This window comes from Lactococcus formosensis (genome assembly GCF_037892375.1).
GTDB lineage: Bacteria > Bacillota > Bacilli > Lactobacillales > Streptococcaceae > Lactococcus > Lactococcus formosensis.
This window is the reverse complement of sequence record NZ_CP141721.1, coordinates 1,119,507-1,145,520: the sequence shown is the minus strand read 5'-3', so window position 1 is coordinate 1,145,520 and position 26,014 is coordinate 1,119,507. Positions and strand designations below refer to the sequence as shown.

Here is a 26,014-nt window from a genome sequence, read left to right as displayed (position 1 = left end):
CCTTGAAGAACTTCCCGTTCTCTTCTTTATTGATGATTTTGACTTCCTGAGAGGCCATTCATAATCACTCCGACCTCACTGTCGTAGTGTGCAACAAACTCCTGGTCACTCCACTCTTCTGCAAATAGTCTGTAGACAAGATCATGCACAACTGCTTTAAACACGGAAATCATTGGCGAAACAGGCTCTTTACTTACAAATGTTTGAGGATTATACTTTTTCCAAGCTAAAGTCAATTCGTGATTCCAATCTAAAAAGCGATATTTATAGATGGCATAATTTTCATTATGCACGAGTTCCTTTAGTAGTAAATGCTTGTATTCGTCTAAGGCTTGTTCAAGCGGATATTTTTGAATTGCATCTAAGAAAAGCTGGTGAAGCTCACTTGTCTCTTTTGATAGGACATACATATAGCATTCCGTTAAATCTTCAAAATATTGATAAAAACTACCTCGAGGGATATCTAAACTTTGTACAATATTTCTTACTGTTGCTTGATGAAATGGCTTATCAGCAAACTCTGTCTTACAAGCCGCGTAAATTCGTTGCTTTTTTTCTTCTGGAAGCTTTAGATATGTAGCTTTAGGCACTTTATTTCCTCCTTCTCTTCTTAAAATGACACAGTGTCACTTTAGAATAAAGTTTAGCAGTTTATTTTTAAAGAGTCAAATAAAGTGTATTAAATTTTTCTCTAGAACTTTTTATATGTCGGAAAATGTTAAGAATCCGAGAATTAAAAATTTACGAGTTGAATACCTTGAAAAAACAAGGAATAACCAGTAGAATAAGAGTATAAATAACAAGGAGGATTTTTTTATGGTCGACAGAGGTACAACAGACAAACTCAAAGGTAACGCTAAAGAAGTTGTTGGTGATGTTACAGGTGACAACAAGAAAAAAGCTGAAGGCGTCCTTGATAAAACAATCGGTAAGGTGAAGGAAGTTGCTGCAGACATTAAAGACGCATCAGAAGATGCTGTTGACAATGTCAAAGAAAAACTTGATCACCATAAAAAATAAAAAAAAAGCGCTGTATATACAGTGCTTTTTTGTTTTATTAAACTTCTAAACTTGGCAATACCAAAGTTATTTTAAATAAATCACCATCAGTCTCCAAAAAGAAGTAACCGTCATGCGCTTCTATAATCGACTGAGCTATAGCCAGTCCCAATCCTGAACCAGTTGTGTTTCTCGATAAGTCACCTCTTTTGAAACGTTGTGATAATTCTTGGCTATTTTCTCCAAGTTCTTCTCGAGAAATATTTTTAAATACCAAATTAATCGTTCCGTTTTCATTCTGGTGTCCTGAGATATAAACTCTGGTGTTTTCCATGGAGTATTTTAAAATATTGTGGATTAAATTTTCAAAAACTCGCCACATCTTATCCCCATCTACTGAAGCTAAAAGTTCTTTGTCGGTTTGCGTAACAAATTTTAATGAAGAGACTTCTATTTTTTCAGAAAGCTCTGCCAGTGATTGATCAAGCAATTGAACAAGATCGACTCTAGTTTTCTTCAGCTCAATATTACCACTTGCCATTTTTGAAACTTCAAAAAGGTCATCAATGAGAACTTTTAAACGTTTTGATTTTTGATCGATAACTTCGACATACTTAGCTTTTTCATCTTGAGAAAGTTCAGCGTTACGCAATAAATCAACAGAAGTAATAATTGAAGTCAAAGGTGTTCTTAAATCATGGGAAACGTTTGTAATAAGCTCGGTCTTTAACCGCTCACTTTTTTGTTGCTGACTTTTGGAAGACTTCACATCTTCATTGATGGTTTTAAGATTTTCAGAAATTTCTCGAAAAACAGTTTTTCCCTTGGGTTTGACTTTTAATATTTCAGCATTCTTACCTTGAGCAATTTCCTCAATAATTTTTACTGTCTGATTAAACATGGCCAGTCGCCGCAGCAGATAAATCGAGATCACCATAAGATAAATCACAAGCATAAACAAGTAGAGAATGATTCCTTGCCCTCCCCACATTATTGCTAGCAGAAAGCCAAATGCCGCTGCTCCAATACTCCAGAAAATGAACCAAGCTTTTGAACCTGTTGAAAAATTTCCAGCAGCATCTTTTACGAGTTTTATACTCCTAGCAATATAGGTTTGCTGCCAGTTTTCACGCACCTGTACTTTATGATAAATCACCCAACTCACAAGTGCAAATAGGCAGAGAACCAAGAAAGCCCAACAAAATTTTTGCAGAAAAGGAATAAAGCCCCATATAACCCTCGCCTCACGTGTAAGTGACATGTAAAAGAATAAAAGGATCAGAGCAAGGAAAATTTGACCATCAAGCGCTATTTTATCCCAAGATTGAACTTTTTCTAAAAGTACATCTTCTCCTTTTTTTGCTTTCTTCCAGTAGATAAAGAAGGCAGCAAAACTCAAAATACTCGTACAAAGAAGCCCAATCGTTAGATTTTTCATTTCAGTGAAACTTTTAACAGAGGCTCTTTGGTTGAAATTACTATTTTTTAGTATAATAACCTGCCCGTCAAAGCGATTTTGCCCATCAAAATTAATTTGACTAATATTGCCCTTAAATAAAGTTTTTGCTGTGGCAAACGTCTTATTGTCAGAGAGATTGTCCAGATATTTACCCGAGCTGTTCTCCGTTACTTGATAGTGCATATCTGAGGAAAGATCTTTATATTGTGGCATCCAATCTGCTTTCTGCTGCGCAATTAGTTCTTTCTTTTGCTCCTTCACCTTCTCTGCGACGTATTTGTCGTCTGTAAATAACTTGTCTACTTCGTTTATCTTTTTATTCTGTTGCTCCTCAAGTTTCTTGACAGCTGATTTGTCACCAGCCTCTTTCGCTTCTCTGAGACGTTCAAGAAAGACCGGATCCTCTTTAATCCCACTTACTTGCGAATACTTGTCTGGTTGATTCATACGATATTCTTCAATATCTTCTGTCGTTACCTTTATCGGTAAATTTGGATTTACCTGAGTATTGATCAGTGCTTCTTCTAAAGTTGCAACCTCTTGTTTGAAGTATTTCGACTGAAAATAGTCGTTAAAAATGTATTGTTCAGCATTCAAGGCTGTAAAAACTAAACTGTTCACTCCCAAAAGTAGCAAAGCTAGTCCAATACTCACAGCGAATTTATTTTTCCATTTTGTAGCCAATGCCCCACACCACCTTTAAATATTTTGGATTTTTTGGATTTACTTCTATTTTTTCACGGATTTTTCTTATATGTACAGCTACAGTATTTTCAGCATTAAATCCCGGCTCTTGCCAGACACGTTCATAGATTTCCTTAATAGAGAAAACTTTTCCAGCATTACAAGCCAATAATTCTGTAATTTTGAATTCTGTGGGTGTTAATTTTATCAGTTCCCCGTCCACTCGTACTTCCTTACCGTCTTGATCAATAGTCAAGCCATGAAGCTGGATGGTACTTTCTGCTTTTTCATAGCTCCCTAAGGAGGTATATCTGCGTAGCTGTGACTTGACACGAGCGATTAATTCTAAAGGATTAAAGGGCTTTGTCAGATAATCATCCGCCCCAATTTGTAGGCCCCAAATTTTATCTGTATCTTCACTTTTAGCACTCAGCATCAGAATAGGAATCTGTTGTGATTGGCGTATCTTAAAAGTCGCTTCAATGCCATCAATCTTAGGCATCATAACGTCCATTATAATTAAATGGACTTCTTCTTTATCAAGAACCTCTAATGCTTCAGAACCATCTTTTGCCTGAACTGCATGTATTCCTTCATTTTTTAGATAGAGAGCAATCGCTTCACGTATCTCTTTTTCATCATCCACAATTAAAACGGTATGATTCATTTTTCCCCTCATTTCTACTTGATGCCCTCAGTATATCAGAAAGTTATTAACACTTTTTAGCTATATTTCTTAATACTTTCTTAATTTTTTAGTTTAAAAAACATAAAATAAAAAAGTACGCATAGAAGTTGTACTTTTTTCCTGCTTTTACTGTATGATTTTTTCAATCTCCGACAGTACGGCTTTCTCCCTATTGCTGCCTATGATCCTTTTTGCTTTTTCTTTCGCTTGGATATTAGCATTTGCTACAGCATAAGAATAACCAGCCATTTCCAACATTTCAAGATCATTATTTGCATCTCCAAAAGCTGCTAAATCTTGAGAAGAAAGTTCCAGCTCTTGTAAAACTTTCTTAATAGCTGCTCCTTTATTACTGCCCTCAAGTACAATATCTAGATAGATATTCCCACTGGTCACTGCTTTTATCCCTTTTTTAAAACGACTGTTCAATGTTGATGTGACAGTAGTTAATTCTGCTTCGGGAATAATCGTAGCAAATTTAACTACAGTATCTTCAGGTAAATCATCAAAAGAGGAAAGAAGCTCTAGATTTTCATAATATTTATGGGCAAAAGTTTCAAACTCCTCTGAAACACTTTCTAAAGTATAGGCACTCTTGGCACCACATACTACAACAGGAATCTTGAGCTCATCAAGTAGTCCAAGAACTTCACTTACTTCTTTTGCATCAAAACTTGCGACCATTTCCATCTCACCATTGATCGTAATAATTCCACCATTTTCAGAAATAAAAATAATATCTTTCGTCTCTGAAAAATAAGACTTTAATTTAAAGTATTGATTACCACTGGCCACAATGAAGCGGATCCCTTTGGCATTCATTTTTTGTTGGAGTATAGAGAAATACTTTTTATCATAAGTGGATTTTTCATCCAAAAAAGTGCCGTCCATATCTGTCGCAATAGCTGTTATCATTTTATTTACTCCTCTATGTTCTGCATCTATTTTATCAAAATAAAATTTTTTCTGTTAATTATATTTGCACCTTCAAGTCAATACAGTTGTTTTCAGAAAATAAATTTGTTAGAATTTTCAACAGACTGTAAAAAGTCAATTTTTAAAATAGAAAGAACACAAAAAGGAAAAATACTCTTATATGAAACGAACAATACAGATATTGCTCATTTTTTTTACCGCTTTTTTAGGTTTAATGCTCCACTCAGAACATACATCTGCTGCAGAGTTAAGCAATACCAGCTTTATCGATAGTCTCAAATTTTCGAATACTAAACTGACTCAGGGACAGACGACTTCTGTCAGAGTAGAATTTAGTAGCAAGGATGACCTCAAGGTAAAAGCTGGAGACACAATTACTTTCACACTTCCTCCTGAGTTACAAGGAATGACGGAAAGCGACGGCTTTCCTCGTAAAATTTCTTTGGGTGAATTGGGTGAGGCACTGATATATAAAGACCGTGTTGTTGCCACTTTTAATGAAAAAGTTAATCATCTTGAACATGTCAAAGGCTACTTTAATTTTGGATTACAGGCAACAAGAACTAAAAATCCTCACGATACAAGTATCAAAACAAATTTAAGTACAACTGCAACTGCTCAAGAAATTACAATTCATGGTAATGCGGGGAATACAGGACAAATAGGCACTCTTCCTTTCTTTTGGAAGAGTGGTGACATGCTTGGTGAAAAAGGAAAAGTCCGTTGGTTTGTTAATGCTAACATGACAAAGGAAGAACTCTCAAGTGATATTGTATTAACAGATAAGCACGGACTTGGGCAAAAACTCGATGCACAATCATTTCGCGTTAGCATTGAAAATTATTTAGGAAGCTTCCAGATAAGCGGTGATGAGTTTATAGCCAAAGGATATGGCAGCATACAAGTTCTTCCCGATGATTCATTTATCATTACAATTAAACGTGAACATGCGCGCCTAGCCTCTTTTAGCTTCATGTACAACACAATTATCACAGACAATACACTCAAATCCTTTACCAACACGTGCAATGTGAATTACCACCCTTATGGTCAAGGAACAGTTCAAGATCAAGGAACTTCCGATGTTGTAAATCTTTTTGCAGATGGCGATGCCAATGGTGAACAAGGTATCAAAGAAGCGACTGAAGAAACAATTGAAAACAACTTTGAAGAGCTAGAAGAAATCCCAGATATCAAGATGGAAAACGTAGGCTCTTCTGTAACAGAAAACCACGCTAACCAAACCGCTGAAAAAAATCATGTTGAAGTAAATGTCGACCCTATTCAAGAAGAGATAACAGACGAATCAGAACTGCTGGAAGACATTCCTTCTGTCGAAACTGAAAAACCAACTGTTTCTGTCACAGAAGATTCTGCCAATCAAACTGCTGAAAAAAATCATGTTGAAATAAATGTCGACCCTGTTCAAGAGGAGATAACAGACGAATCAGAACTGCTGGAAGACATTCCTTCTGTCGAAACTGAAAAACCAACTGTTTCTGTCACAGAAGATTCTGCCAATCAAACCGCTGAAAAAAATCATGTTGAAATAAATGTCGACCCTGTTCAAGAAGAGGTAACAGACGAATCAGAACTGCTGGAAGACATTCCTTCTATCGAAACTGAAAAACCAACTGTTTCTGTCATAGAAGATTCTGCCAATCAAACCGCTGAAAAAAATCATGTTGAAGTAAATGTCGACCCTGTTCAAGAGGAGATAACAGACGAATCAGAACTGCTGGAAGACATTCCTTCTATCGAAACTGAAAAACCAACTGTTTCTGTCACAGAAGATTCTGCCAATCAAACCGCTGAAAAAAATCATGTTGAAATAAATGTCGACCCTGTTCAAAAAGACCTAGAAAATAAATCGAAGAATATTGAAAAAATAACATCTGTAGAAGAAGAGAAAAAGTCAAGAAACAAAGCAAAAGCACAGGTAACTAAAACAAACGCTGCAATCTCATCTACAAATCATGCGGAAGATACACAAAATATGAAGGTGAGTGCTTTACCAAAAACAGGAGATAGTAATGACCTTATCTCTGTAATTTCTGGATTTTTTCTTCTCATCGTATCGCTAATAGTTTTTTCGCTACGCCAAAATAGACAAGTATAAAATAAAAATGCTCTCGTAAAGCGAGGCATTTTTTTATTATACATTTTTGTAGGAATTATTCCTTCAAAATATAAAAAAAAACAGGTTGTAAATTTCCTGTTCTTTTATAGCTACTCTTCGCTACCCATAAATTTAGCAGCTACTGCAGCAATTGCAGCACCTATTAATGGTGCCAATAAGTAAACCCAATAGTGTGACAATGCCGTACCACCTGCAAAGACAGCAGGACCGAAACTACGTGCTGGATTCAATGATCCTCCTGTCAAGTTCAAAGCAACAATGATTAAAAATGCTAAAGCTAAACCAATAGCAACTGGTGCTAATGCCGCATTACCATATTTCTCACTGGTTACCATCAAAATAACAAATACAAATAAGAAGGTAATGATAGCCTCAAATAAGAAAGCTTCTCCAGCTGTAATATTTGGGAAGTCTGTTTGTCCAAATCCATCCTTAGGAAGGTTCAAAGCTTTAATGAAAATAGACAGTACTGCAGAAGCAGCAAGTGCACCTACAAATTGTGAAATAACATAAGCAATACCATCTTTGATTGCCAAACGTTTGTTAATCATCATAGCAAGAGAAACAGCTGGGTTAAAATGTCCACCTGAAACGCCCCCTACAGCGCAAGCCATAATCGTTACGGTTAAACCAAACGCCAATCCAATGCCTAAGTAACCAATAGCGGTTTCTCCGGTATTAGCAATGGCTACAGTACCTGTACCTAAAAATACAAGAACAAATGTTCCAATAAATTCTGCAAAATATTTTCTCATAAATAAATTCCTTTCTCAAACTCTATTATAACACCATCTAATATCGTTCATATAATTTAAGGCTTATATTATGAGAAAATCTCTTTCATTTTATTCATATTATTAAAAAATGTCTATCTACATTTATCTTCTTATCATTGGTAAAATAAATTATTCCCACCAATGATAAAAAGATAAAACCCTAGGTTTTTTCCCTAGAGTTTTAAAAAAGAAGAATAAATTATGGTTCCTTTCTAGCTATAAAACGTTTTTCTTTCTTCTTAACTTAGTAAGCATGAGACTAAGAAATGCTAAAAGACTAAAGCCTACTACTGTTTGGATATTGTTATCCCTTTCTCCTGTGGCAGGAAGTTTTACACCCTTAGCATAAGAGGCAGGTAAACCATTGGAATACTGACCTCCAGTTCCCCCAAATGTTACTGGTACAATAGTTCCTGAAGGAATCTGAACATGACTTGCTGTACTTTCGTTACCAGCTTCATCTGTTGCTGTAATATTAAGTAAATCCCCTGGCTTTACACTACCAGCTGGTAAAGTAATATGAAAATGTCCAGAGTCATCTGTTTTACCACTCGCAATCACATTACCATTCCCATCTTTAATTGTAACCGTTGATCCAGGTTCAGCTGTGCCTCCTATATTATATCCTCCATCAGGATTCTTAGTTACATCCGTTACCTTAGGAGAATCTGGTGCAGTTACATCTTTAGGGTCTGCTGGAGTCTTGCCTGTAGTTGGAGTACTTTCATTACCTGCTGCATCGATAGCGGTAGCCGTAATAGTCGCATTAGCTCCAATAGATCCTTTAGGAAGACTTACAGTATAGTTTCCAGAAGCATCAGCTAAGCCAGAACCAATGACCTTACCTGCTCCATTTTTAATCTCAACTGTAGAACCCGCTTCAGCCTTGCCTGTAACAGTATAACCGTCTGTCGAATTTCCTGTAACATTCGTGATTGTTGGTGCGCTTGGTGCAACGCTATCCTTAGGATCCTCTGGGGTCTTATCTTTAGTTGGAGCACTTTCATTACCTGCTGCATCAATAGCGGTAGCCGTAATAGTCGCATTAGCTCCAATAGATCCTTTAGGAAGACTTACAGTATAGTTTCCAGAACTATCAGCTAAGCCAGAACCAATGACCTTACCTGCTCCATTTTTAATCTCAACTGTAGAACCCGCTTCAGCCTTGCCTGTAACAGTATAACCGTCTGTCGAATTTCCTGTAACATTCGTGATTGTTGGTGCGCTTGGTGCAACGCTATCCTTAGGATCTTCTGGGGTCTTATCTTTAGTTGGAGCACTTTCATTACCTGCTTCGTCTGTCGCAGTCACAGTGATATCGGCATTAGGGCCAACAGAGGCGGGTAAGCTCACGCTGTAATTGCCAGATTCATCTGCTACAGCTGTGCCAAGCACTGTTCCTGTCGAATCTTTGATAGTGACTGTAGATCCTGCTTCCGCCGTACCAGTTACGGTATAACCGTCTGTGGAGTTACCCGTCACTGAAGAGATAGCCGGCGCATCTGGGGCAGTCGTATCTCCACTATCAGCTGGAGTCTTGCCTGTAGTTGGAGTACTTTCATTACCTGCCGTATCTGTCGCGGTCACCGTGATATCGGCATTAGGACCAACAGAGGCCGGTAAGCCCACACTGTAATTGCCGGAACCGTCAGCCACTCCGCTTCCAATCACTGTTCCTGTTGAATCTTTGATAGTGACTGTAGATCCTGCTTCCGCCGTACCAGTTACGGTATAACCGTCTGTGGAGTTACCCGTCACTGAAGAGATAGCCGGCGCATCTGGGGCAGTCGTATCTCCACTATCAGCTGGAGTCTTGCCTGTAGTTGGAGTACTTTCATTACCTGCCGTATCTGTCGCGGTCACCGTGATATCGGCATTAGGACCAACAGAGGCCGGTAAGCCCACACTGTAATTGCCGGAACCGTCAGCCACTCCGCTTCCAATCACTGTTCCTGTTGAATCTTTGATAGTGACTGTAGAACCTGCTTCCGCCGTACCAGTTACGGTATAACCGTCTGCGGAATTCCCTGTAACACTCGTGATAATTGGTGCATCTGGAGCAGTCGTATCTCCACTATCAGCTGGGGTTTTACCAGCTGTTGGAGCACTAACATTACCTGCCGTATCTGTCGCAGTCGCTATGATATCGGCGTTAGCACCAATTGAACCAGCTGCCAACGTAATGCTATAATTTCCTGAACTATCCGCTAGTCCACTTCCAATTTCTTGGCCCGTCGCTGGATCAATAATTTTTACTGTGTTTCCTGGGTCAGCTGTTCCTGTAACAACGTATCCGGATTGAGAATTACCAGTAACATTTGAAATTACGGGGGCGGTTGGTAGGACAGCAAGTCCATTCCAGTAAATATTTGAAGAGCTGTCTGATCCGCTGAATAGACTCACATCCAGAATATCTGACTGAACTATTGTACCAACAAATTTTGAGGTAACAGTTCCTTGTATTGTTGATGTCGTGGGAATGTTTATCGTCGTTGGTACATTAACTGTGGTACTTCCTAGTAAAGAAACATCCAGCAATTGTTGTGTTAAAATTCCTGCATCATTTAAGACAGGCGTTAATACACCGTCAATAGCAACTGTTAAAGCTGTTTTTATGGGAGCCAATGTCGTATTAAGAGTGGTAGCCGCCAAGCGCAAAGTTCCAAGAGGATCATTCCCTGTAACAGTGACATTCAGGTTATTAACCGCTTGTTTCAGATTTTGCAAAATATTTATTATATTATTCACCAAAATTGGCCCAAGTCCTTTGTCTAAGTCAACAATAATCATTGTGCCATCTGGACTTAAGGTGGCAGATTGTGACCAAGCTCCTTGGTCAATCGTCATGACACTTGACAATAAATTTAAATTTTCATAGAGAGCTGAAGTGTCAAAGCTTAGTCCTGCTGTGCTTGTCACTGTGTCAACAATTCTTGTTAACCCACCTAAAGTAGTATTTAGTGTTCCGACTAGTCCTGTTATTAGTGGAACTTTAGTCAAATCAACCGAGACATTGGTGCTTCCGGTTGCCTGTCCCGGTGTTATCGTTCCCCGTAGTTCTGGTGGAATAACAATGACTGCATATCGCGTACCAGATAAGACATTCGTAGTTACTGCAGAATTCCCTGAAATTGTAAAGTTTACATTTTGTTGTGACCCTTCTGGATAGGGGTTAGCTAGACTTGAAGTCGTGTTGTTTGAAGAGGTGGTATCTCCAAAGATTTCTACTCCTAATACCGCAGCATTGGCAACGATAGGGTTTGGGAATAGCGTATAAGCCCCAGCTACTACGACACCTGCTAGAAGTACATTTCCTGATATACCGGCTGATAATAAATGTTTTTTTATATATTGACTACTTTTTAAATAATTTTTCCATTTTTCATTTTTCACAATATATCCTCCTATTTTAACAATATTTATTCAACAACCATTTTTTTATTCAACTCCTCCTCTATATCTAGTTTTCCTGAAATAAGTGAAAACAAGCTATTTTATTAGTAAAATCGTAAACATTAGAATGTTGTGACTTTTTCCAAAATTACATTATATGAATAATTATAAATTATAAAAATTATTAAATCAAAAAAATAAGCTTGGAAAGCATACTATTTTTACATTGTTATATTGTTCCTATTTAAAAAGATGCTCATTCCCAGAAAAAATGATAAAATAAAGCATATAAAAACAATCCTAAGGAGGATTATTATGCCGTTTGTACATGTTGAATTAGTCGAAGGACGTAGTGCTGAGGCCAAAAAAGCTTTAGCAAAAGAAATCACAGAATCTGTGATGAAACATACAGGAGCTCCTCGTGAAGCAATTTATGTCATTTATGATGAGATGGCTAAAGATAACTTTTATCCACATGGTGAACCTAAACAATAGAAAAAAGCTTAGAGAACATTCTCTAAGCTTTTTCTTGTTACTTTTTATTTCTTGTTCATCATAATATCTAATATAATAGGATCAGAATTCTTCATTCCGCTAGAAACATAAAGTCCTAAATCTCGAATACAGTTATCCACGTCTTCAGAAACAATTCCATTCGTTGCCGGAATAACTATATCTGCCTGAGCAAGCTGTACTGCTCGATACATCGAAGATACAGAACTTACTACCTTTATCGCACAAGAAAAACCGGCCCCGTCACAAATCATCCCTACTGCATCACCAATCATATTCTTAATTGCCTTCTCAGCCTTTATTTTATCCTCTGATTCGAGGTAAATCAAACCAGCCGCGGCTCCCATCGCTGCTGAATCTGTAGCACAATAAGCAGAAAGTAAAGGTAAAAAAGCATGAATATAAAGAGCTGTAAGATGTGAAAGAGTTAATGCCCTAATAAGTTTTTCTTCACTCACACTCCTATTTTGTGCAAAGACACAAATAGGAACTGTAGCTGTAATGCCTTGATTTCCTGAACCAGAATTTGTCATTGCCGCACGCTGGCACCCTCCCATCCGTGCATCAGAAGCTGCGGCCGTACAAATGACTATCTGTTCCTCAAGACTGAGTTCTGAAAGGCTTCTGTGGTTGAGTAAAGTTTTACCTATCTTCATCCCATAATCATAGCTCAAACCTTCTGAAGCCAAAGCCATATTTAATTCTTGTGCTTTGATTAGAGGAAAAATATTTTCCAAGTTTTGGCTTGTAGCAAAATCCCAGATTTCTATAAAGCTACGTTTTTTTAAAAATTCAACACTACTTGCTTCTTCATTAGATTGAAGTTTTTCTTTTTTGAAAATCACTTCTTTATTTTTTTGTATCCAGTAAATGGAAGTGTGCCCCCCTGCAATTTTAACTGTAACTGTTTCACATCCTGAAGCTATGCTAACTTCAACGTACAATTTATCTGCTACAGAAGCAACCTCAGCTTTCACTTGGTTTGACCGAGCAAGGCTAATAATTTCTGGAACTCTATCTGGTGATAGTTCAGAAATTACCTTCAAGCCAGCTGCAGCATTTCCTCCTAGGGCACCTGCAGCTGCAGCTACTTCTACTCCAGATTCTCCCGTTCCTGGAACAATCACAGCTAAGGCATTTTTCATCACATTAGCCGATACTCGTATGTCTATCCGATCAACACTAGAATTACCTAAATACTTGCGGCATACTGCAGCAGCATATGCAACAGCTACAGGTTCTGTACAACCTGTAGCGGGCTTAACGCCTTCTTCTAAAACTTGTAAAAAACTATTTCTAATTTCTTCTGTCAGCATATTGCTCTCTTTTCTTTTTGACTTTTTCATTTTAAATTATAGTTCATATCTTTAATTATTGCAATCGCTTTCTTTAGTTTATTACCTCTTGGGGTATACTCTTCTTGCATTGCGAAAAAACTTAGGTTAAAATAAAGCCATGAAGATATTAATTACAGCAGGTGGTACCACTGAGTCCATTGATACCGTCCGTGGCATTACTAATTTCGCTACAGGTAGTTTAGGAAAATTAACTGCTGAAGAATTTTTGACACATGGACATCATGTTATTTTATTAGCTGGACGTTTCGCACAACTGCCAGTAGAGCAAGAAAATTTAACTATTATTCCAATTGGGGATACGCAAGATTTACTCGACAATGTAGAGAAATTCCTTCCATCAGTGGATGTTGTTGTACACAGTATGGCAGTGTCTGATTATCGTCCTGTTTATATGACTGGATTAGATGACTTACCACAGCCGCTTTCAAAAGAACAGCTCATTCACTTTCGCCCTAAAGTACAGAAAAAAATATCCTCAAAATCTGAGTACCAAATGATGCTCTTGGAAAAAACACCAAAAGTTATTTCATTTATCAAAAAATGGAAGCCTGAGGTTCTGCTTTTTGGCTTTAAACTCCTTTCTGGTGTTAGTGAGGAACACCTGCTGGAGGTTGCGCAAAGCAAACGAAAAGAAGTTTCTGCTGATTTTATCATTGCAAATGATCTGACTAATATCCAGGGAGAAAATCATCTGGCCTTCTTAGTGAGTGATTCTGCAGATATTACTCGGCTTAGAACTAAACCACAAATTGCCCAAGAAATTGTTAAAAAATCCGAGGAGGTACATCATGGCTAATATAACTCTCGCTGTTACTGGCAGTATTGCAGCCTACAAAGCTGCAGATATCATCTCAATGCTCAATAAAAAGAACCACAATGTTACCGTTTTAATGACAAAAGCAGCTACACAATTTATTACGCCTTTGACTTTGCAAGTTTTATCTAAAAATAAAGTACACATTGATATTATGGATGAAGAACATCCCGATGTTGTTAACCATATCGATATTGCAAAACACACTGATATTTTTGTTGTTGCGCCTGCTACAGCTGATACTATAAGTCGCCTTTCTCATGGTGCTGCTTCTGATATTGTAACATCTGTAGCCCTTGCGCTTCATCCCAGCAAGACCAAATACATCGCTCCTGCCATGAATACCAATATGTACACCAATCCTTTAACAAGGAAAAATATTGATATTTTAAAATCAATAGGATACAATGTTATACAACCCAAACAATCTCTCTTAGCTTGTGGAGACTTTGGTGAAGGCGCACTCGCAGATATTGACATCATTGTTGATACGCTAGATCAAGCTACTAAAATTAAGGAAATTTAAAACATGAAAAAATCAAAAGCATCTGATATTGCCATCCTCGCAATTTTTATTGCTATCATGGTTGTCGTGCAAGTTTTGAGTCAAATCGTCTATAGCGTGTGGCCATTACCCATTGTACCTACGCTCTTGCATATACCCGTAATCATAGGTTCAATTATCTTAGGTGCACGTAAAGGTGCTTTCTTAGGACTCGTAATGGGGATCATTAGCGTTATTAACTCCACAATCCTTACTACACCTTTAAGTTATGTATTTAGTCCACTTCAACCTATCCCGGGTACGAATCATGGTTCGCTCTGGGCTTTAGTGGTTGCTATCGTTCCGCGAATCCTCATTGGTGTATTTCCTTATTTTATTTATAAAGCCATGCAAAATCGTACGGGGGCAGGTATTGCTGCTTTTGTCGGTACAGCTACTAATACAGTCCTTGTCTTAAGTTTCATTACTTTATTTTTTGGTCAATACACAGGGATGACTTTCGCAGGCCTGATACAGCTGATCATAACAAGTAATTCCATTGCAGAAGTCATTATCGCTATCATTTTAACAGCAGCGATTGTTCCGTCATTAGAAAAATCAAGATAAATCACAAAGCAGACCAAGTCATGTCTGTTTTTTTATTTTTTGGAAAATAAAAATGAAAAATGATATAATACATCTGAAACCGAATTCATTTTTGATTAGGATTTTAAATTAACAATAACTGATTGAAGCCTTTAAAATAAAGGCTTTGGAGGATAACAATGTCATACAATGAAATTTATGAACAATGGCTAAATGCTGACTTAACACCCGACTTGCATAAAGAACTTCTTGAAATGGATGAAAAAACAAAGGAAGATGCTTTCTATACATATCTTGAGTTTGGTACAGCTGGTCAACGTGGCCTTTTAGGTGCAGGAACAAATCGTATGAATATTTATACCGTACGTTTAACAACTGAAGGTCTTGCACGTTTAATGGACAGCAAAGGCGAAGCTAAAAAACGTGGTGTAGCTATTGCTTATGACAGCCGTCACTTTTCTAAAGAGTTTGCTATGGAAACGGCAACAATCCTAGCAGACCATGGGATTCCAAGCTATGTCTATGACAGTCTCCGTCCTACTCCTGCATTAAGCTTTACAATTCGTGAGCTGAAAACTCTTACAGGTGTTATGATCACAGCCAGCCATAACCCTGCGCCTTACAACGGCTATAAAGTTTACGGTGAAGACGGCGGACAAATGCCACCTGAAGATGCTGCAGCCTTGACTGAATATATTCGTCAAATTGATGACATTTTCTCTATCACTTTAGGTGATACGGAAAAATATATTGCCGAGGGTATGATTACAGTTATTGGTGAAGATATTGATGCAAAATATCTTAAAAATATCGAGACTGTAACCATCAATCATGAATTAATTAACAAATATGGTCGTGACCTTAACATCGTTTACACACCACTCCACGGGACAGGAGAAATGCTTGGACGTCGTGCGCTTGCCACAGCTGGTTTTGAAAAAATTGCTGTTGTAGAAGAGCAAGCTATCCCCGATCCAGACTTTTCAACTGTAAAATCACCAAACCCTGAAAGTCAAGCAGCCTTTGCTATGTCTGAAGAACTTGGCCGTAAAGTTGGTGCAGATATGCTTGTTGCGACTGACCCTGATGCCGATCGCATCGGTGTTGAAGTCCGCTTACCTGATGGAAGTTACCAACCTTTGACAGGTAACCAAATCGGTGCCGTTTTAGCTAAATATATCCTTGAAGCACACAAAACTGCTGGCACTTTACCTACGAATGCAGCTATGGCTAAGTCTATCGTTTCTACTGAGCTAGTCAGCCACATTGCTGAAAGCTACAATGTCGAAATGTTCAATGTACTTACTGGTTTCAAATTCATTGGTGAAAAAATTCATGCTTGGGAAACTACAGGTGAACACACTTACATGTTTGGTTTTGAGGAAAGCTTTGGCTATCTCATCAAGCCATTCGTCCGTGATAAAGATGCTATTCAAGCGATGCTCCTCATCTGCGAAGTTGCAGCTTACTACCGTTCTTTAGGTAAAACTCTGTATGATGGTATTCAAGATATCTATGCTGAATATGGCTACTTTGTTGAAAAAACACTTTCAGTTACGCTTGAAGGAAGCACTGGGAAAGAACAAATCGCTGAAATCATGGGTAAATTCCGTGACAATGCACCAGAAAAATTTGACGGTCTTGAAATTCTTTTGACTGAAGATTTCAAAGAACTTACTGCAACATCACACAGTGGCAAAGTTGAAAAATTAACAACTCCTCCTTCTGATGTTTTAAAATATCATTTAGAAGATGGTAGCTGGATTGCTGTTCGTCCTTCAGGTACAGAGCCAAAGATAAAATTCTATATGGCTGCTGTAGCAGATACAGAAGAACAAGCACAAAGTAAGATTGATCATTTTGAAAAAGAGATTACAACATTTATCGGATAAATTATCCTAAAAGCTGTCTGTCGCAGGCAGCTTTTTTATTTTCCACCAACATAATAAAAAACTCAATCTTTTTTACTCTTCAAACAAGAAAAAGAAGCTATCGCAAAGCTTTAAAATAGCTGATTTCAGACTATAGACCTATTGAAAAATAAAGCAATTTCCTGTAAAATGGTAACAGACCGTTTATTTATAGAAAGCGAATTTATTTTGAAAAATTTGAACAAAAAATTGTCCCTCTTGGGTGTAGCAAGTGCTGGTTTGCTCTTGCTCTCTGGCTGTGTCCAAACCCATATTGTTGATGGCGTGCGTGTTCCTACCGAAGCTGCAACACATGGTATGACTTACCAAATCCTTGTTAAACCAATGTCAGCCTTTGTCGACGTATTTGCCAATAACATGAATCTCGGTTATGGTTGGGGAATCGTCTTAGTTACATTGATTATCCGTTTCCTTATCCTTCCATTGGGACTCAACCAAGCCTATAAGTCAACTTATATGCAAGAAAAGACAGCTTATTTGGCCCCTGTGTTTGAACCCCTTAATGCGAGATTGAAAGCTGCGACGACTCCTGAGGAACGTATGGCTGCCCAACAAGCTTTGATGAAAGCACAAAAAGATAATGGAATCAATATGTTATCTTCATTGGGTTGTCTTCCCTTACTTATCCAATGGCCATTCTTCATTGCCCTCTATAATGCCGCAGCCTATACTCCTGGTATTTCAACAGCAACTTTCTTCGGAATTGACCTTGGACGCTCAAGTATTGTTATCACTCTGATTGCGGGTATCTTCTACTTCCTACAAACTTGGATTTCAACTAAAAGTATGACGCCTGAACAAAAGAAAACAGGCATGACCATGCTCATCATGAGTCCTGTGATGATTATTGTTTTCAGTTTCATGTCACCTGCTGGTGTCGCTCTTTATTGGGCCGTTGGTGGTATCGTAATGGTTATCCAACAGATTATCATTACTTACATTATGAAACCACGTATGCGTAAGAAAATTGACGAAGAATTCAAAAATAATCCTCCAAAGATGGCTGATCTACCAAAAGATGTCACTCCTAAGTCTGCAACGCAACAAGGTTTGAAAGATTTGGATGCACCACGTAAAAAGAACGATAATGGGCGTAATGCTGGTAAACAAAAACGTAAATAATACAATATAAAGAAGCAATTTAAAATTGCTTCTTTTATTAAGTCTATTAAGTCAAAAAAACCTCCAGAATCTTAAGCTACTGGAGGTTTTGAGCTATGTTGTTCACTCTAGCTGATGTAGTTTTGTAAGCTGTATTGATCACAAATCATAATCTTATGATGAACAATATCAATAATATTTTCTTCCCGGAGTTCACGAAGTATCCTGTTGACACTGGTTCGCGTTGAAATTCCGCAAAATCCTGCTATGTCTTCGTTAGTTACGGGGAAATCAATTAATATCCCCTCCGCTTTTTGTTTTCCAAAGCAGTCAATAAAATTATATAAGCACGCGCATACAGCGCCCTTTTTACCATTTACAGTCATTTTTTGCAAGGCTTCTAAGATCATGACTAATCTTTTACGATAAAAATTATCAACAATACGGAACAACTTGATATCTTTATCAATCCATTCCCAAAAAACTTTACGTGGAACACGATAAAAAGTCGCCTCATCCGATTCTATTCGGACATTAAAGAGAGCCGAGACACCATCTAATTGTTCTTCTTCCAATAGTGAAACGAAATCCGGTTCACAAACATAAGTGATATTAAACTCACGACCATTTCGCAAAATACTGCTCAGTTTAACTACACCCTCTTTAAGAACATAAAGATACTCTGATTCAATCCCCTGATACATGATATAACTATGTTTCTTACGACTGACTACACTCACATTTTTTTCTTCTAAAAGCTGTACTACATATTCTATGTCATTCATACCATTTTTAAGCAACATTTGTTTGTTGTTGCTTTTTCCCATGCACAAGATAATAGATAATCCATACAATAACAACCGCTGGTGCACTGTAAAGATACAAGTTACGGAATCCAACCATATCTTTTCCAAGCATTGGAATAATAGCTCCTAAAATAATCGGACCACCACCAACGCCCAAATCTAAAAAACCAAAGAAAGTTGAAGTTGCAACACCAATACGATCTTTACGTGCTTCGCGAATCGCAATAGCTTGACCAAAAGGTGCAACTCCCCCATATCCTAGACCAAAAGTTCCTCCAGCAATAAGCAACATAATAAAGCCAGCACCTGGACTCATAAAGCCTGCCAAACCAACGAAAAGCATTGAAATTGCAAAGAAAATAAAGACAGGATGGAAAACCCAGTTATCTCCTTTAGTATCAAACATACGTCCTGTCAATGGGCGTGATAAGAAAATCAAGATAGCGTACAAGGTGAAGAACAATGAACCTGCAGTCGAAATATGTAAGAAGGATGTGAATGGCCCCATTCCTGTTAAAATAGCGGAGTCAATAAATCCTGCCAAAAAGGCAACGAAAGAGATTGGTAATGCTGATTTTTCGATATATTTATCTAAACCTTTTGGACTGTGAAGCAAAGCTTCCTGTACTTCTTCTTCGGATAATTCTTTCACATGGACAAAGAATATCAAAACAAAAGTTAAAATAAGCAAGATAAGTGCTAAAGCAAGAAGCCCATTAAAACCTAAGGAAGAAGAATAAATAGAAATACTCAAAGCAGGTCCGACAGCTGCAGCCAGCGTAACGGACAAGGCATAGTAGCCTATTCCTTCTCCTCGTCTTGAAGCAGGAACAATATGTCCCGCAATCGTTCCTGAGGCTGTCGCGCCAATCCCAAATCCCATACCTTGAATCACACGTATAATGAAGAGCAACGGGATATTAGTTGTTGCATAATAACCTAAAGTTAAAACTAAAAAGATAATTCCACCTACGTAAAGAAGCTTTTTCATCCCTATCCGTGTTACAACGATACCGGTCCATACACGCCCAATGAGCGCCCCGATAACAAAGATACTTGATAATGATAAGCTCACTACTGTAGACTGATGGAGTTCTTCCATCGCATACGTCCCTATAGATGACGTTAAAACGTAAAAAACAATATAAAATAAAAAGCTAATAAGTGTATTAATAATGAAAGTAGCTGTAAAAAGACTTTCTTTTTTCATGATTTTTTCTATTCCTCGACTGATATGTATCTTCTCTAGATACTTTTTATTGGTTATTTGATAAGAGAGATGTTTCTCACTTCAAAAGCAAATTTCCCATTATCTGTAATCAAATACCCGTGATGATCAGTCACATATTTTACAGCCTCTGCCATAGAGTCAAATTCTTCGATTAAACTATGGTAGTTTACTCCGCCCATAAAGTTAGGTGTCGCATCTTCTTCATATGTAGACAAACTTTTAAATTCAAATTTCATTGTTAAATTTTCCTTTTCTTTATTCTCGTCAAAAATTTAGTGGCCACTTCTATTTCGACATTTTATGTACAAGAAATATAATATAAGAAAAAACGTAACATCGCTACAACAATTTATACTGCAAAATATGAACAACATATGTTAACAACTCTTGTTTATAAAAATAAAAAAATACTTGATAAGGCCAAAACCCTATCAAGTATTTCTCTGTTTTTGCTTATGTCAAGTGAACACCTTTATCCACATAAACCACATCTCCAATGACCCCTGTAGCTAATGGACTAACGAGGAAGGCAGCGGTTTGTCCAACTTCTTCGATCGTTACTCCCTTACCGTCAGCTGTACGGCTATTTGATTCTTTAATCAAATCTTTGTAGCCGGCCACACCAGATACGGCAAGCGTTTTGATAGCACCCGCTGAAATAGCATTAACATGAACACCAACGTGTGCCATTTCTGCTGCCAAGTAACGTACAGTTGCTTCTAGAGCTGCTTTAGCAATTCCCATTACATTGTAGTTAGGAATTGCACGAACAGAGCCCATATAGCTCAAGGTAACAATACCAGAGCCTTCATTGAATAAAGGTTTTGCAGCTTTTGCTACAGCAAGCAATGAGTAGGCTGAGATATCTTGTGCAAGAGCATAGCCATCACGTGAGATATCAGATACATTACCATCAAGTTCTTCTTTTTTAGAATAAGCAATGGCATGTACTAAACCATCTATTTTACCGACGCGACTTTCAATCGTTGAAAACGCGCGACGAATAGATTCATCCGATACAACATCACACTCAATAAGTAGATCTTCTGGCCCAGCAAGCTTCGCAAGCTGTTTTTCCATACGTTCATTTTGATAAGTGTAAATCAAGGTAGCTCCTTGATCTTTCATAGCTTTAGCACACCCCCAAGCGATAGACTTGTTGTTAGCTACACCCATAATGACGATTTTTTTTCCTTCTAAAAACATATAAATAAGTCCCCTTAAAATAAAAAAATATATTTCAGAAAATATAAGTTAAAAAATATAAGTAAATAGTTTAGTATATAAAAATACTTACTACATAAAACATTGTAATGTAAAAGCCTTTAATTGTCAAGTTTCCCTCTTCAGCCTAAAAGAAAACGTTTTAAAAATACTAAATTTGATGATACAATAAAATTAAGAATGAAAGAGAGGGTTTATGAACAAACAAGAATTTATTGAAAAAGTCCGCGGTGGACTGATCGTTTCCTGTCAAGCATTGCCAGGAGAACCGCTTTATAGTATCGACGGTGGGATTATGCCCCTTATCGCTTTAGGTGTTCAAAATGCTGGCGCTGTAGGAATTCGTGCGAACTCTGTACGGGATATTGAAGAAATTAAAGAGGTTGTTGATGTGCCTATTATTGGTCTCATCAAACGTGATTATCCTCCACAAGAGCCCTATATTACTGCAACTATGCAAGAAGTTGATGAGTTAGCTAGCCTTAATATCGCCGTAATTGCCTTAGATTGTACACTGCGTGAACGTCATGATGGGTTGAGTATGCCAGAGTTTATTCATCAAGTGAAGGAAAAATATCCACATCAATTGCTCATGGCGGATATTGATACTTTTGCTGCTGGAAAAGCGGCCTATGAAGCAGGTTGTGACTTTGTCGGAACCACACTTTCTGGTTATACTGAGGAAACAAAAGAGCGGCCACAACCAGACATTGATCTTATTCAGTCACTCTTGGCCAGCAATATTCCGGTGATTGCTGAAGGCGGTATTCACATCCCCGAACAGGCTAAAAAAATTCAGGAACTTGGAGTGCTAGCTCAGGTTGTTGGTGGCGCAATTACACGTCCTCATGAGATTACCGCCCGTTTTATCACTGCTATAAAGCAAGCTGAATAAAAAATCTCTCAATCCAAAGGCGACTGAGAGATAGAGCTTATGTTAAAGTAATCTTTACTCAAATAGTATAGCACTAGTGGCTTCAATTTTTCTAGTAACAATCGTCTAAGTTTAACATTCTAAAAATTGGATATACTTGGCTCTATGCACGTCCCCTTCGAAGATACCAAGGGTCTACAGCAGCAACTCAAATAGCCTTTTAATGTTTTTATACATAAAACAATAAAAATAGTGATATAATAAGATAGTACAAATAAAATATGAGGTACTATTAAAATGACAAATTCAAAGTATGCTATGACAGCGACAGAAGTTATGGAAGTTATTCCTAATCGCTATCCTATTATGTTTATCGATTATGTTGACGAAATCTCAGAAAATAAGATTCTTGCAACAAAAAATGTCACAATTAATGAAGAAGTTTTTAACGGGCATTTTCCAGGTAATCCAACTTTCCCTGGTGTTTTGATTTTGGAAAGTTTAGCACAAGCTGGTTCTATCTTGATTCTTAAAAAAGAAGAATTCCAAGGGAAAATGGCATATATTGGCGGCATCGACAAAGCTAAATTCCGCCAAAAAGTTGTTCCAGGTGATGTAATGAAGCTCGAATTTGAAATTACTAAATTCCGTGGAAAAGTAGGTAAAGCCGATGCTGCTGCATATGTTGATGGCAAGAAAGTAACAACCTGTGAATTTACCTTCATCGTGGATGAAGCTGCTGAGCAAGAAAAATAAAAAAAAGAGCAGGTGCTCTTTTTTTTATTAATCTAAAGCCTTAATTTCCAAAATCATATCTCGTAACTGCGCAGCTGATTCAAAGTCAAGCGCTCCAGCAGCTTCGGCCATCTCTTTCTCCAGCTTTTTAAGTAATGCTTTACGTTCTTTTTTCGTCATAGCTTCAGCTGAAACTTCTTCAACTTCTCCACTTTCGGTACGTTTTGTAATTGAAATCAGATCACGAATTTCTTTCTTAATGGTTTGTGGCACAATCCCATGTTTTTCATTGTAAGCCATTTGAATTTCACGACGACGACTCGTTTCATCCATTGCCCGTTGCATAGACTGAGTAATATTATCCCCATACATGATGACACGTCCATTTGAATTCCGTGCGGCACGTCCGATAGTTTGAATCAAGCCACGTTCATTACGTAAGAAGCCCTCTTTATCCGCATCCAAAATAGCAACTAGAGAAACTTCTGGAACATCAATTCCCTCACGTAAAAGATTAATACCGACTAACACATCAAAAACACCCAATCTCAAGTCACGAATAATTTCTGTCCGCTCCAAAGTTTTGATATCACTGTGCATGTACTTGACTTTTACACCCATTTCTTTGAAATAAGACGTTAAATCTTCAGCCATCTTTTTGGTCAAGGTGGTTACAAAAACACGTTCATCCTTTTCAACACGCGCATTGATTTCTCCTAATAAATCATCAATTTGCCCCATCATTGGTCGGACCTCCACGATAGGATCAAGGAGACCTGTAGGACGGATAATTTGCTCGACAATCGTCTCTGTTTGCTCCATTTCATAGTCACCAGGTGTGGCAGAAACATAAACAATTTGATGTACATGGCTTTCAAATTCTTCACGACGAAGCGGACGGTTATCCAAGGCTGAGGGCAAGCGGAAACCATAGTTGACTAACATATCTTTACGCGCCCGGTTACCATTATACATCCCCTTAACTTGTCCCATCGTCATGTGACTTTCATCAATCATAATCATGAAATCATCGGGAAAGAAATCAAGTAAGGTAAAAGGTGGTTCTCCTTCAGTACGACCATCCATATGACGGGAATAGTTTTCGACACCATTGCAGTAGCCCATCTCACGTAGCATTTCAATATCGTAGTTGGTTCTTTGTTCCAATCTCTGTGCTTCAAGGAGTTTTCCTTCACTGCGGAAGACTTTTAATTGCTGTTGAAGTTCTGCTTCAATCTTGGCAATGGACTCTTCCATACGGTCATCATTAGTCATAAAGTGAGTAGCTGGGAATATAGCAAGATGGTCTACTTCGCCTAAAACTTGTCCTGTCAGGGCTTCTATTTCTCGGATGCGGTCAATTTCGTCGCCAAAAAACTCAACACGAAAAGCATGTTCATCTCGAGAGGCAGGGAAGACTTCCACAACATCTCCACGCACACGAAAACGACCACGTTGAAAATCAATATCATTACGTTCAAACTGAATGCCCACTAAATCATTGAGTAATTTATCACGAGAGATCTCCAGTCCAGGACGTAAGCTGACGACGCTATCTTGATATTCCTTAGGAGAACCCAAACCATAAATACAGGAAACAGAAGCAACGACGATAACATCATTGCGCTCTAAAAGGGAACTTGTTGCACTATGACGTAATTTATCAATCTCATCATTGACGGAACTGTCTTTTTCTATATAAGTATCTGAAGAAGGCACATAAGCTTCAGGTTGGTAATAATCATAGTAGCTGACAAAATATTCGACAGCATTATTCGGGAAAAATTCTTTAAACTCACTGTAAAGCTGACCCGCGAGTGTCTTATTATGCGCCATAACTAAAGTAGGTTTATTTGTCCGCGCAATAACTTGACTCATGGTGTATGTTTTACCTGTACCAGTAGCCCCTCGTAAAATTTGCGCTTTCTCACCATTTTCAATATTTTCTACAAGAGTCTCAATCGCTTGTCCTTGATCTCCAGCTGGCTCATACTTGCTGACCAGATCAAATTTATTATCTGTTATACGTTCTATCATTTTATTTCCTTAAATTCTTTTTTAAAATAAGTGAGGGCCTTTCGGTATACATCGGCTTTGAAACTAAATGTATTAAAATCAATATCTGCAAAAGGCACAGCCTTATAGCTGATAAACTCATGATGACCAGTTTTTACATTTATGGAAGCCTCGGGATAAAGTCGGATAAGAAAATGCTGTTGCTCTTGTCCATCGTAGCTCCAATCAGGAAAAGTCATACCTTCTGGAAAATCATAACGTAAAAGTTCTGGATATTTTCCAATAATTTCAAAATCTTGCGTACCAATCTCCTCTTCAAGTTCTCTCACTACGGCTTGTTCGGGAGCTTCACCTGTCTCAATTCCTCCTTGTGGGAAGCCCCAAATTTGTGGCAAGTCTGCACGTTGAAAGAGTAAAATTTCATTTTCTGCATTCAAAATGATTGCTGCTGTATTTTTTCTATAAGTTTTCATTTCTGCCCCCTTATAAACCTTCTCTTTAATCAATTTTAACATTTTTGACTGAAAATTTATGATATAATTAACTAATAGTAATAATATATCAAGGAAGTAAAAAATGTCTGTACAAGAAAAATTAATCAAAGCAAGTCATATGATTAGCATGGACGATATTGTCCGTGAAGGAAACGAAACGCTACGTACTGTTGCTGATGAAGTGAGCTTACCCTTGTCTGATGAAGATATCATTCTAGGTGAAAAAATGATGGAATTTCTCCGTAATTCACAAAACCCAGCAATGGCTGAAAAAATGCAGCTCCGTCCAGGTGTTGGTTTAGCAGCCAATCAGCTCGATATTGCTAAAAAGATTATCGCTGTCCTTATTCCTAACGATCCTGAAGTAGATGAAAATGGCAATGAAGTAGCGCCAAAAGAAGCTTATAAGTTAGCAGAAATCATGTATAATGCTAAAATTGTTAGTCACTCTGTTCAAGATGCAGCTATCGAGTCTGGTGAAGGTTGTCTTTCTGTCGATCGTGAAGTCCCTGGTCTGGTTATCCGTCACGCGCGTGTAACTGTAGAATACTATGACAAAAATGGTGAGAAACACAAGATTCGTCTGAAAGATTTCCCTTCCATGTGTGTCCAACATGAGATCGACCATACAAATGGTATAATGTTCTACGATCACATCAATGAAAAAGAACCTTGGGCTGTCAAAGATGGACTTCTGATTGTCCAATAATTTCCCCCAATAAAAAAGAATAAGCCTAAAAAGCTTATTCTTT

Annotated in this window: 24 protein-coding genes; 11 read left to right on the top strand and 13 right to left on the bottom strand. The window is 37.8% G+C overall.

The genetic code is table 11. From position 1 onward, the window contains the following. Positions 1-26 precede the first annotated feature (26 nt). Positions 27-590, bottom strand: coding sequence for a TetR/AcrR family transcriptional regulator (locus VNN39_RS05620; protein WP_165713737.1), 564 nt, complete (start codon positions 588-590; stop codon positions 27-29). Positions 591-816: 226 nt separating this feature from the next. On the opposite strand from VNN39_RS05620, the gene VNN39_RS05615 reads away from it, so the two are divergent. After that, complete coding sequence (locus VNN39_RS05615) at positions 817-1,020, top strand: CsbD family protein (protein ID WP_003134237.1); 204 nt, start codon at positions 817-819, stop codon at positions 1,018-1,020. Positions 1,021-1,057: 37 nt separating this feature from the next. Here the strand turns inward: VNN39_RS05615 and VNN39_RS05610 are convergent, their stop codons facing one another. The 3 genes from VNN39_RS05610 to VNN39_RS05600 form a co-directional block, all read right to left on the bottom strand. Further along, on the bottom strand, positions 1,058-3,142 hold the full coding sequence (locus VNN39_RS05610) for a HAMP domain-containing sensor histidine kinase (RefSeq protein ID WP_338996954.1): 2,085 nt from the start codon (positions 3,140-3,142) through the stop codon (positions 1,058-1,060). Continuing rightward, positions 3,120-3,809: a response regulator transcription factor gene (locus VNN39_RS05605; protein WP_338996952.1), complete on the bottom strand. Its 690-nt coding sequence runs from the start codon at positions 3,807-3,809 to the stop codon at positions 3,120-3,122. Before VNN39_RS05605 ends, VNN39_RS05610 begins: the two co-directional genes overlap by 23 nt. A 147-nt stretch (positions 3,810-3,956) precedes the next feature. Further along, entirely contained in the window at positions 3,957-4,745 is a 789-nt protein-coding gene (locus tag VNN39_RS05600; RefSeq protein ID WP_017370217.1) for a Cof-type HAD-IIB family hydrolase, read from the bottom strand. Positions 4,746-4,926: 181 nt separating this feature from the next. Here VNN39_RS05600 and VNN39_RS05595 point away from each other — a divergent pair, with 181 nt between their 5' ends. Then, the gene (locus VNN39_RS05595) at positions 4,927-6,885 is read left to right on the top strand and encodes a collagen binding domain-containing protein (protein WP_339006952.1); all 1,959 of its coding nucleotides are present in this window, start codon (positions 4,927-4,929) and stop codon (positions 6,883-6,885) included. 110 nt (positions 6,886-6,995) lie between these two features. Here the strand turns inward: VNN39_RS05595 and VNN39_RS05590 are convergent, their stop codons facing one another. Together VNN39_RS05590 and VNN39_RS05585 are read right to left on the bottom strand one after the other, a co-directional pair. Then, entirely contained in the window at positions 6,996-7,661 is a 666-nt protein-coding gene (locus tag VNN39_RS05590) for an MIP family channel protein (RefSeq protein WP_338996948.1), read from the bottom strand. A gap of 237 nt (positions 7,662-7,898) precedes the next feature. Then, a complete protein-coding gene (locus tag VNN39_RS05585; protein ID WP_338996946.1) occupies positions 7,899-11,075 on the bottom strand; it encodes an Ig-like domain-containing protein in 3,177 nt (1,058 codons plus the stop codon). 315 nt (positions 11,076-11,390) lie between these two features. Between VNN39_RS05585 and VNN39_RS05580 the strand changes: the two genes are divergently transcribed. Further along, positions 11,391-11,570 carry a 2-hydroxymuconate tautomerase gene (locus tag VNN39_RS05580; protein WP_014025285.1) on the top strand — a complete coding sequence of 60 codons (180 nt, stop codon included), beginning with the start codon at positions 11,391-11,393 and terminating at the stop codon, positions 11,568-11,570. Positions 11,571-11,614: 44 nt separating this feature from the next. Here VNN39_RS05580 and VNN39_RS05575 read toward each other — a convergent pair whose 3' ends face one another. After that, positions 11,615-12,904: a serine dehydratase subunit alpha family protein gene (locus tag VNN39_RS05575; RefSeq protein ID WP_338998096.1), complete on the bottom strand. Its 1,290-nt coding sequence runs from the start codon at positions 12,902-12,904 to the stop codon at positions 11,615-11,617. A 139-nt stretch (positions 12,905-13,043) separates the two neighbouring features. Between VNN39_RS05575 and VNN39_RS05570 the strand changes: the two genes are divergently transcribed. The 5 genes from VNN39_RS05570 to yidC all read left to right on the top strand — a co-directional run bounded on the left by VNN39_RS05570 (position 13,044) and on the right by yidC (position 17,903). Continuing rightward, on the top strand, positions 13,044-13,742 hold the full coding sequence (locus VNN39_RS05570; protein WP_338996942.1) for a phosphopantothenate--cysteine ligase: 699 nt from the start codon (positions 13,044-13,046) through the stop codon (positions 13,740-13,742). Continuing rightward, positions 13,735-14,286, top strand: coding sequence for a phosphopantothenoylcysteine decarboxylase (gene coaC / locus VNN39_RS05565; protein ID WP_165713730.1), 552 nt, complete (start codon positions 13,735-13,737; stop codon positions 14,284-14,286). Before VNN39_RS05570 ends, coaC begins: the two co-directional genes overlap by 8 nt. A 3-nt stretch (positions 14,287-14,289) precedes the next feature. Then, on the top strand, positions 14,290-14,871 hold the full coding sequence (locus VNN39_RS05560; RefSeq protein WP_165712788.1) for an ECF transporter S component: 582 nt from the start codon (positions 14,290-14,292) through the stop codon (positions 14,869-14,871). 158 nt (positions 14,872-15,029) lie between these two features. Then, positions 15,030-16,742 (top strand): phospho-sugar mutase, encoded by a 1,713-nt coding sequence (locus VNN39_RS05555; RefSeq protein WP_213497134.1) that lies wholly within the window; start codon positions 15,030-15,032, stop codon positions 16,740-16,742. Between the two features lie 207 nt (positions 16,743-16,949). Then, positions 16,950-17,903, top strand: coding sequence for a membrane protein insertase YidC (gene yidC, locus VNN39_RS05550; protein ID WP_026063864.1), 954 nt, complete (start codon positions 16,950-16,952; stop codon positions 17,901-17,903). 107 nt (positions 17,904-18,010) lie between these two features. Here yidC and VNN39_RS05545 read toward each other — a convergent pair whose 3' ends face one another. From VNN39_RS05545 to fabI, 4 genes are all read right to left on the bottom strand, one after another. Then, positions 18,011-18,667 (bottom strand): Crp/Fnr family transcriptional regulator, encoded by a 657-nt coding sequence (locus tag VNN39_RS05545; RefSeq protein WP_165712815.1) that lies wholly within the window; start codon positions 18,665-18,667, stop codon positions 18,011-18,013. A gap of 7 nt (positions 18,668-18,674) precedes the next feature. Then, a complete protein-coding gene (locus VNN39_RS05540) occupies positions 18,675-19,898 on the bottom strand; it encodes an MFS transporter (RefSeq protein WP_017370265.1) in 1,224 nt (407 codons plus the stop codon). 53 nt (positions 19,899-19,951) lie between these two features. Next, positions 19,952-20,155, bottom strand: coding sequence for a hypothetical protein (locus VNN39_RS05535; protein WP_003134184.1), 204 nt, complete (start codon positions 20,153-20,155; stop codon positions 19,952-19,954). Positions 20,156-20,372: 217 nt separating this feature from the next. Then, positions 20,373-21,125 (bottom strand): enoyl-ACP reductase FabI, encoded by a 753-nt coding sequence (gene fabI, locus VNN39_RS05530; protein WP_117517679.1) that lies wholly within the window; start codon positions 21,123-21,125, stop codon positions 20,373-20,375. Between the two features lie 214 nt (positions 21,126-21,339). Here fabI and VNN39_RS05525 point away from each other — a divergent pair, with 214 nt between their 5' ends. Together VNN39_RS05525 and fabZ are read left to right on the top strand one after the other, a co-directional pair. Beyond that, positions 21,340-22,038, top strand: a complete 699-nt coding sequence (locus tag VNN39_RS05525; protein WP_213497132.1) for an N-acetylmannosamine-6-phosphate 2-epimerase — start codon at positions 21,340-21,342, stop codon at positions 22,036-22,038. A gap of 276 nt (positions 22,039-22,314) precedes the next feature. After that, complete coding sequence (gene fabZ / locus VNN39_RS05520) at positions 22,315-22,773, top strand: 3-hydroxyacyl-ACP dehydratase FabZ (RefSeq protein ID WP_003134189.1); 459 nt, start codon at positions 22,315-22,317, stop codon at positions 22,771-22,773. A 27-nt stretch (positions 22,774-22,800) separates the two neighbouring features. Here fabZ and uvrB read toward each other — a convergent pair whose 3' ends face one another. Together uvrB and VNN39_RS05510 are read right to left on the bottom strand one after the other, a co-directional pair. Beyond that, on the bottom strand, positions 22,801-24,789 hold the full coding sequence (gene uvrB, locus VNN39_RS05515) for an excinuclease ABC subunit UvrB (RefSeq protein ID WP_338996937.1): 1,989 nt from the start codon (positions 24,787-24,789) through the stop codon (positions 22,801-22,803). Then, positions 24,786-25,241, bottom strand: a complete 456-nt coding sequence (locus VNN39_RS05510; RefSeq protein ID WP_338996935.1) for an RNA pyrophosphohydrolase — start codon at positions 25,239-25,241, stop codon at positions 24,786-24,788. The genes uvrB and VNN39_RS05510 overlap by 4 nt, the downstream gene beginning before the upstream one ends. Positions 25,242-25,344: 103 nt before the next feature. Between VNN39_RS05510 and def the strand changes: the two genes are divergently transcribed. Next, the gene (gene def / locus VNN39_RS05505) at positions 25,345-25,971 is read left to right on the top strand and encodes a peptide deformylase (RefSeq protein ID WP_017370260.1); all 627 of its coding nucleotides are present in this window, start codon (positions 25,345-25,347) and stop codon (positions 25,969-25,971) included. Positions 25,972-26,014 lie beyond the last annotated feature (43 nt).

Excerpts from the sequence above, each read along its gene's own strand:
- VNN39_RS05615 (WP_003134237.1), top strand. The coding sequence starts at position 817 with ATGGTCGACAGAGGTACAACAGACAAACTCAAAGGTAACGCTAAAGAA.
- VNN39_RS05605 (WP_338996952.1), bottom strand. The coding sequence starts at position 3,809 with ATGAATCATACCGTTTTAATTGTGGATGATGAAAAAGAGATACGTGAA.
- VNN39_RS05600 (WP_017370217.1), bottom strand. The coding sequence starts at position 4,745 with ATGATAACAGCTATTGCGACAGATATGGACGGCACTTTTTTGGATGAA.
- VNN39_RS05595 (WP_339006952.1), top strand. The coding sequence starts at position 4,927 with ATGAAACGAACAATACAGATATTGCTCATTTTTTTTACCGCTTTTTTA.
- VNN39_RS05590 (WP_338996948.1), bottom strand. The coding sequence starts at position 7,661 with ATGAGAAAATATTTTGCAGAATTTATTGGAACATTTGTTCTTGTATTT.
- VNN39_RS05580 (WP_014025285.1), top strand. The coding sequence starts at position 11,391 with ATGCCGTTTGTACATGTTGAATTAGTCGAAGGACGTAGTGCTGAGGCC.
- VNN39_RS05575 (WP_338998096.1), bottom strand. The coding sequence starts at position 12,904 with ATGCTGACAGAAGAAATTAGAAATAGTTTTTTACAAGTTTTAGAAGAA.
- VNN39_RS05570 (WP_338996942.1), top strand. The coding sequence starts at position 13,044 with ATGAAGATATTAATTACAGCAGGTGGTACCACTGAGTCCATTGATACC.
- coaC (WP_165713730.1), top strand. The coding sequence starts at position 13,735 with ATGGCTAATATAACTCTCGCTGTTACTGGCAGTATTGCAGCCTACAAA.
- VNN39_RS05560 (WP_165712788.1), top strand. The coding sequence starts at position 14,290 with ATGAAAAAATCAAAAGCATCTGATATTGCCATCCTCGCAATTTTTATT.
- VNN39_RS05555 (WP_213497134.1), top strand. The coding sequence starts at position 15,030 with ATGTCATACAATGAAATTTATGAACAATGGCTAAATGCTGACTTAACA.
- VNN39_RS05545 (WP_165712815.1), bottom strand. The coding sequence starts at position 18,667 with ATGAATGACATAGAATATGTAGTACAGCTTTTAGAAGAAAAAAATGTG.
- VNN39_RS05540 (WP_017370265.1), bottom strand. The coding sequence starts at position 19,898 with ATGAAAAAAGAAAGTCTTTTTACAGCTACTTTCATTATTAATACACTT.
- VNN39_RS05535 (WP_003134184.1), bottom strand. The coding sequence starts at position 20,155 with ATGAAATTTGAATTTAAAAGTTTGTCTACATATGAAGAAGATGCGACA.
- fabI (WP_117517679.1), bottom strand. The coding sequence starts at position 21,125 with ATGTTTTTAGAAGGAAAAAAAATCGTCATTATGGGTGTAGCTAACAAC.
- VNN39_RS05525 (WP_213497132.1), top strand. The coding sequence starts at position 21,340 with ATGAACAAACAAGAATTTATTGAAAAAGTCCGCGGTGGACTGATCGTT.
- fabZ (WP_003134189.1), top strand. The coding sequence starts at position 22,315 with ATGACAAATTCAAAGTATGCTATGACAGCGACAGAAGTTATGGAAGTT.
- uvrB (WP_338996937.1), bottom strand. The coding sequence starts at position 24,789 with ATGATAGAACGTATAACAGATAATAAATTTGATCTGGTCAGCAAGTAT.
- VNN39_RS05510 (WP_338996935.1), bottom strand. The coding sequence starts at position 25,241 with ATGAAAACTTATAGAAAAAATACAGCAGCAATCATTTTGAATGCAGAA.
- def (WP_017370260.1), top strand. The coding sequence starts at position 25,345 with ATGTCTGTACAAGAAAAATTAATCAAAGCAAGTCATATGATTAGCATG.